Origin of the sequence: Parasutterella muris, from assembly GCF_943193095.1 — a bacterium.
Taxonomy (GTDB): Bacteria; Pseudomonadota; Gammaproteobacteria; order Burkholderiales; family Burkholderiaceae_F; genus Parasutterella; species Parasutterella muris.
This window is the reverse complement of record NZ_CALPCV010000049.1, coordinates 1-6620: the sequence shown is the minus strand read 5'-3', so window position 1 is coordinate 6620 and position 6620 is coordinate 1. Positions and strand designations below refer to the sequence as shown.

Genomic DNA, 6620 nt, shown 5'->3' with positions numbered 1-6620 from the left:
ACATTTGATCAATGCCGATATCAATGGCGCAGCCAATATCGGCCGAAAAGAACTCGGGGATGAGTGGCTCAAAAAGCTGCTCGAACTCGATGGGGGCGTCTTTGTGGACACGCCCGCAATTGTACGAAACCTGCATGCATGTGCGGGTGTTCGCCAATTGCTAGAAATGGGAGCACGCTCCCATGAAACCTCGCACGTGAGTGTGAGGTAGTTCATGAATATTTCACAATCATGCAGTCTGCCTGAGGCTGAATCGGGTTAATACGGATTGAGTGACAAATCTGTTAAGGATAAATTGAAAAAGAAGGATACATTCCTTTTACACAAGTTCATGGCTAGGATTGCGATCCACGCACTCCTTTAACGTTCGCCGTCGTCGTGGGCACTTCAATAACGCAGCAGGCGTCAATAAGTGTTCTGGACGGCCTGTTCATTTTTAGGAGTTGTCATGAAAAAAATAATTGTCGCCGCTCTCTGTTCCGTGTTTTCTCTTCACTGCTACGCAGCCGACAGTGTTTCTCACGCTTCTGCGCCTAAGGGCTCGTCTGTTAAAGAAATTACCAACATTGATGCCGTTACTTCAGCTTCAATTGTTCCGAAGCAGCTTCGTAAACCGATCGTTCAGACAGGCTTTACTGACGGAAGCGCTAAAAAAGTCCTTTTTGTTGTAGGTGATCCTCGTCTGGATTCTTCGCTTGAAGGTTTTCTTGTCGCGACAGCCGCTGAATTTTTCAAGAAGAAAGGTTATGAAGTTGAAGTACGCGACCTATACAAAATAGGTTTTAATCCCGTTCTGACTGCTGAGAATTTCTATCATGCCAAGGACGGATTTGGTAAGACGCCCGATGATATTAAGCCGGAGCAGGCGTTAGTTTCCAAAGCTGACTACATCATTTTCTGTTATCCGAACTGGCATGACAGTCCCAACGCTATTACCAAAGGCTACATGGAGCGAGTTTTCTCCAAACAGTTCGCTTATAGAGACACACCCAAAGGACTGGAAGGCATGCTGAAAGGCAAAGGCGTTTATACCATTATGAACGCCGGATGGCTTGGAGGCGGTCAGGGCGACGTAGGAGACGGCATCGGTAAGCTTGATAAGGTTTGGGACAAGTATCTCGGAGCTTACAAGGTTGTTGACGACGATACGGCAGGTTTTTGGGGCACAGCGAACCTCGGCCGCTTTGTCAACGACCAGAGTCCCTCGAACACGGATCCTCAGTATGCCCAGAAGCTGAAGGCGTTAGGGGAGCTCCTGGATCAGCATCTGCAGAGAGACTTCTTCCAAAGACCTGAGAAGAAGTAAAACGCGCGATTTGAATTCGCACTAAGAGGAGCTTCTGAGGTGGAAGCTCTTCGCTTATGGACTCTTCAAGTGCATTGAGTTCAAGTCCCGAACCTTTCCGCAGCCAGGCAGCGTCTCAATCCGTTGAGAAAGCGATCAAAAGGCATAAGAAAAGGGCAGTGCAATTAACTTTTGCAGCTGCCCTTTGATTAGAGGACTGAATTAACGGCTACCACATCTTTTCCTGAGAACCGGCGATATCGCAGTGCGAAGCGATATAGCGAAGCTTCGGTTTGGTACCGGCTTTCTCATTAAGCGCAACAGACTTAGCCAGCATGGCTTTCTGTTCATCAGTCAGGTTGTCATAATCGACGAAAGTCAGCGCTTTAATTGCGCAGGCTTCTACGCACTTAGGCACAAGGCCTTCGGACGTTCTGTGAACACAAAGCGTGCAGCGTTCGGCTTTGCCCGCGGGTCTCTGCTGATGCGCTTTGAGCGGAACGGCAGCGAGGACAGGAGCGTCAAAGTACTCTGTTTTGCCTTCACGATTAAATTTCGGAGCGCCGTACGGGCAGGCAGCTGCGCACATGCCGCAGCCGATGCATTTGGCGGCGTCTACTAAAACTTCGCCGTGCGGACCCTTAAAGATCGCCTTGGCAGGACATACCGGCAGACATGCCGGATTGTCGCAGTGCTGGCAGCTGACGCGGAAATAATTGATGATCATTTCCGTCGGGTTTTCGATGCGGTGGATCTGATTCCACTGAATGCCGGGCGCTACTTTGTTTTCTTCCTTGCAAGCCACAAAGCAAGCCTGACAGCCGATACATTTGTCGACATCGACAATCATTCCATATTGACTCATGTTTAGGCCTCCTTAGTGATTTGGACTGTCGTTTCGAAATACGGGGCGTAGCCGGAGAGCTTGTCCCATACACGAGGAATCAGGACCTGAGAGTTCTGATCGCCTCTCCAGCCGTACTGCATGCCTGCAGTGCCCGGAGGAGCGATGATAGAGACTCTGGCCTGAGCTCTTGCCTGGCCATACTGGTTCTTGATCAGAACCTTATCGCCTTCCTTGATGCCTCTTGCTTCAGCATCTTTCGGGTTGATATCGATGGTAGACATCGGCTCGATTTCCAACAGATAGGGAGAATCCGTACGGGTCTTAGAGTGTGTGATGTACGGTTTTCTTGTGCCATTGATGAGTTTGATCGGGTACTCCTGAGTCGGCTGGAACGGTTCCACGTAAATCGGAATGGTTCCGAGATTGTGCATCTTGGTGATGCTGGAGGAGAGTTCAATCTTGCCGGTCGGAGTATCGAAGCCCGGCTGACCGTCGTGACGCAGCAGACCTTTTTCGTATTTGAGCGGCTGCTGTTTCGGACCTTCAACCTTGGTCATGTTCGGAAGATTCTTCTGGCAGTCTGCGTATGTGGTACCCCATTCTTTCAGCATAGAGTCGCAGGCCTTCAGCACGTCTCCGTCAAAGAAGTGCTTCGGATCATCCACGAGACAGCCGATCTGAAGCGCGATCCACCAGTCTTCTTTCGCTTCGCCCATAGGTTTGGTCGGAGTACGGACGGAAACCATGTTGCCGCCGTGGTTGCCGAACGGAGCGTAACGCTCGAAGTTCATCGCCGCGGGCAGAATGATGTCCAGATCACGGTGCGAAATATCTCTGTAGAAATAATCAGTCGCGAACGAGAAATCCATATTCTTAATGGCTTCAGCGTACTGATCGGGCTGCGGCCAAATCATGACGTTGTAGCCGAATCCGCAGAAAGCGCGGATTTTGCCGTTTTTCACATGCTCGGGCAGCTGATTCGGGTTGAACTGAACCTGTGTATGGTTCCAGACCGGCACGAAGTCTTTATCAAGACGATCTTTCTTGTGTTCCTTGAACCACTTGTAATCCACAAAGTCTTCAGTCAGACCGTTGTCATGGACGATATAGCCTTTAGGTCCGACGCCAAAGAGCGCTCCGCCGGGGATATCAACAAAGCCGAGGATGGCCGGGATGTTTAAAAGTGCACGGGCGTTGTTGACGCCGTTCGTACTGTGCGAGAGCGACTGAGAGGTAAGGGCGAAGCTGCCGGGTCCCTGCGCATAGAGACGAGCAGAGGTTTTTACGCAGGGTAATGCGCAGGATGATGCCGGGTCCCTGCGCATAGAGACGAGCAGCTTTAACGACGAGCTCAGCGGGAACACCGGTGAGTTCCTCGGTCTTTTCAGGAGTGAAGTCCTTACAGTAATTTCTGTATTCCTCAACGCCATGGACCCACTTGTCGCAAAACTCTTTGTTATAGAGGCCTTCCTCAAACAGAACACGGCAGATGCCTGCACCGAGTGCGGCGTCTGTTCCTTGACGCGGCTGAAGGTGCACTGTGGCAAGTTCAGCTGTTTTAGTTCTTCTCGAGTCAATGACGATAATGTTGACGCCGCGTTTCTTGGCGGCATTGATCATGTTCCACCAGCCGTGCGGTTTGGACCATGCGCCGTTAGTTGCCATGACCATGTAGGATTTTGTCTTCGGACCGCAGCCGCCGCCTGAGTATTCGGAGCCGTAAACCAGCTGTTCAGCCAACAGAGAACCCTTGCGGCAGGCGACAGAGGATTCTGTCGCATAATGATAGGTGCCGAGGTAGCGCGCAAGACGCATAGCGGCCGGACGCGGTTCTTTCGGGTCGCCGCAGAAAACAAGAATTTTTTCCGGTCCGTATTTTTCCTTGATCGCTTTCAGATTTGAAGCGATGGTTGCAAGGGCTTCTTCCCAGCTGATACGGACGAATCCCGGATCCTCGCTTCCTTTGGGATTGGTTCGCTTCATCGGGTAGAGAAGCCGGTTCGGATTGTAAAGTCTTTGCAGTGTGGCAAGACCCTTATTGCACAAAAGTTTACCGTTATGTTCCTTCCAGTTGCCGACAGAAACAACAGTATTGCCTTGTTTTTGGAAACGAATTCCGCACATCGGCATCTGGTTGCAGTTGTCGCAGATAGTGTAGCCAAACTCAAGTCCTTCCTGGGCTTGTGCTGACCCGGTGAAGAATTGTCCGGCAGCGCTGACCGCAGACAGGGCGGGGATGGATTTAAGGATTGTTCGGCGTGTTAAGCCTACTCCTTTTTGATTTGACATTTTGTCGATCTCCTTGGGGTGAGATTGCATAGTAATACCGCTGATGCGGCATGACATTATTTTCTGATTTTTCATTATTCCGAGCTATAGCGAGAAGTTGTTATCAGAGGGTCACTGCATCAGTGATTTCACTTGAAAATATTTTTTAATAATTGGTTGTATGGGTTATTTCTTTGAAAAAAGCTAAATATTTTTATTAGTTCGGAGACAGAACTTTTGATTAGTATTTTTACTACCAAAGCTGTTTGGTAGTTGGATTTCGATCTCTTTGTTAGCTCATCCGAATTTAAATTCTGTTGCGCACTCCTATCAATTTTTTTCGGTCGATGCGGATATCACGATTCATTGGAAGCGGAAATTGGGAACAAGATGGTGAGGTGAAGCCTCAAAGAGATTAAAACGCAGCGGGTAGAGCGGCGGTCCCGTATTGTAGTGGAGCGGCACGGAGATTGGTACCGTTTGTTAGAGAAAGCGGAAATAATGAATTTAGATAATAAAAACATCACGTTATGGATTGGAGAGAAGACGGGAAAGCGAAGTCCTTTACGGTTCACTTCAGAAGAAAAGATAGTTGGATTTACCCTAAATGCGGAGGAAAGCTCCGTCCTTCAGGGCGGAGAGAACGTTAAGTTCCAAGGATTGAGCGGCTTTCCGATGTTTTCTTCTACAATCGTGCTGTGCGCCAAAACTTATTGGAATGGCGTGTTATTTTTAAAAATTTGTTAATTTTCCAGCGCTTCAAACACCGTTTGACAGAAATGAACTCGCTTCTTCAGAGATACTTTGGATTTAACCCGGCAGAGACGACAATCAGGACTGAAATCATTGCCGGCGTCTCAACGTTCCTTACCATGGCCTACATCTTGGCCGTAAACCCGACCATCCTCGGAGTAACCGGGATGGATAAAGGAGCGCTATTTGCAACGACCGCGATTACTTCAGGCATTGCGACTCTTATCATGGCGCTTCACGCCAAAATGCCTTTCGGCTTGGCCCCGGGTATGGGCATCAATGCCTTCTTTGCTTATACGGTTTGCCTGTCAATGGGGCATACGTGGCAATTCGCTCTGACTGCTGTGCTTCTAGAAGGTTTGATATTCATTTTCCTAACTGTCACAAATATCCGAGAAAAGATTGTTTACTCCCTACCGCCGAGTATTCAAAAGGCGATTGGTGTCGGTATCGGTCTTTTTATTGCGTTTATCGGCCTGCAGAATGCCGGAATTTCCGTTAAAAACGATGCGACCTTAGTTGCTTTAGGTCAGATTTTCCAGCCGGGCGTCCTGCTCGTAATTATCGGTTTGATTTCCACCTCTGTTCTTCTGGTCAAGAATATCCCGGGCGCGCTGCTGATCGGAATCGCGATTACGACGATTTGCGGCATACCTTTCGGGCTGACTCATTTAGACGGCATTGTTTCCATGCCGCCTTCGGTTGAACCGATTTTTATGCAGTTCGAATGGCACAACATATTCACTGTGGATATGGTGATGGTTGTATTTTCATTCCTGTTCATGGATCTGTTTGATACTTTAGGCACTCTGGTCAGCCTTTTGTATAAGGGCGGCTACGTTAAAGACGGCAGGATGCCGAGAATGAAGGAGAGTTTTTTTGCCGATGCGGTAGGAACTACGATCGGAGCCTGCTTTGGGACAAGCGCGATCTCTACGTATGTGGAAAGTGCGGCTGGTGTTTCCGTTGGAGGAAAGTCAGGTTTAACCTCTCTCGTTATTGCGGTTTGCTTCTTCCTGTCTCTTTTCCTGGCTCCTCTTTTCTTATCAATTCCTGCTCAGGCGACTGCACCGGTTTTAATTTTGGTAGGCTTCCTGATGATCTCTTGCATCAAAGAGATTGATTTGGAAGACTATGCGGAGGCGATTCCTGCGTTCATCTGTATCATCACGATACCGTTAACTTACAGCATCGCAAACGGAATTGTTTTCGGACTGCTGAGCTACGTACTGATTAACCTGATCTCAGGTAAGTTCAAGAAGATCCGCATCGAGATGTATCTTCTTTCGGTCTTCTTTATTGTGATGCTCTTCCTCCACTAATTTAAAGTTATTGGATTTAGTTATTCGGAAAAATCCTCGCTTTTGTGATGCTTCGCTATTTTGCTGTATCCTGAATTCCCAAAATTCTAGGAGCTATTTTTACAAATAGTCTCATCTTTAATTTAACTAATTGATTTTATACCCC

The 6620-nt window shown here is 48.4% G+C and carries 5 protein-coding genes and 2 pseudogenes; 4 read left to right on the top strand and 3 right to left on the bottom strand.

Annotated features, from left to right (window positions below; translation table 11 throughout):
* Together NFR90_RS11310 and NFR90_RS11305 are read left to right on the top strand one after the other, a co-directional pair.
* Window positions 1-211, top strand: a pseudogene (locus tag NFR90_RS11310) (RNA-guided endonuclease InsQ/TnpB family protein); the annotation flags it as partial.
* 237 nt (window positions 212-448) lie between these two features.
* A complete protein-coding gene (locus tag NFR90_RS11305; protein ID WP_160336345.1) occupies window positions 449-1306 on the top strand; it encodes an NAD(P)H-dependent oxidoreductase in 858 nt (285 codons plus the stop codon).
* Between the two features lie 208 nt (window positions 1307-1514).
* Here NFR90_RS11305 and NFR90_RS11300 read toward each other — a convergent pair whose 3' ends face one another.
* The 3 genes and pseudogenes from NFR90_RS11300 to NFR90_RS11290 form a co-directional block, all read right to left on the bottom strand.
* Entirely contained in the window at window positions 1515-2150 is a 636-nt protein-coding gene (locus NFR90_RS11300; RefSeq protein WP_160336344.1) for a 4Fe-4S dicluster domain-containing protein, read from the bottom strand.
* 2 nt (window positions 2151-2152) lie between these two features.
* Complete coding sequence (locus NFR90_RS11295) at window positions 2153-3496, bottom strand: molybdopterin dinucleotide binding domain-containing protein (RefSeq protein ID WP_251453101.1); 1344 nt, start codon at window positions 3494-3496, stop codon at window positions 2153-2155.
* A 34-nt stretch (window positions 3497-3530) separates the two neighbouring features.
* Window positions 3531-4115, bottom strand: a pseudogene (locus NFR90_RS11290) (molybdopterin-dependent oxidoreductase); the annotation flags it as partial.
* Between the two features lie 765 nt (window positions 4116-4880).
* Here NFR90_RS11290 and NFR90_RS11285 point away from each other — a divergent pair.
* Together NFR90_RS11285 and NFR90_RS11280 are read left to right on the top strand one after the other, a co-directional pair.
* Window positions 4881-5147, top strand: coding sequence for a hypothetical protein (locus NFR90_RS11285; protein WP_160336342.1), 267 nt, complete (start codon window positions 4881-4883; stop codon window positions 5145-5147).
* A 32-nt stretch (window positions 5148-5179) separates the two neighbouring features.
* Window positions 5180-6475 carry an NCS2 family permease gene (locus tag NFR90_RS11280; RefSeq protein ID WP_160336341.1) on the top strand — a complete coding sequence of 432 codons (1296 nt, stop codon included), beginning with the start codon at window positions 5180-5182 and terminating at the stop codon, window positions 6473-6475.
* Window positions 6476-6620: the final 145 nt, after the last annotated feature.

Coding starts and splice junctions, on each gene's coding strand:
- NFR90_RS11280 (WP_160336341.1), top strand. CDS start 5,180: ATGAACTCGCTTCTTCAGAGATACTTTGGATTTAACCCGGCAGAGACG.
- NFR90_RS11305 (WP_160336345.1), top strand. CDS start 449: ATGAAAAAAATAATTGTCGCCGCTCTCTGTTCCGTGTTTTCTCTTCAC.
- NFR90_RS11300 (WP_160336344.1), bottom strand. CDS start 2,150: ATGAGTCAATATGGAATGATTGTCGATGTCGACAAATGTATCGGCTGT.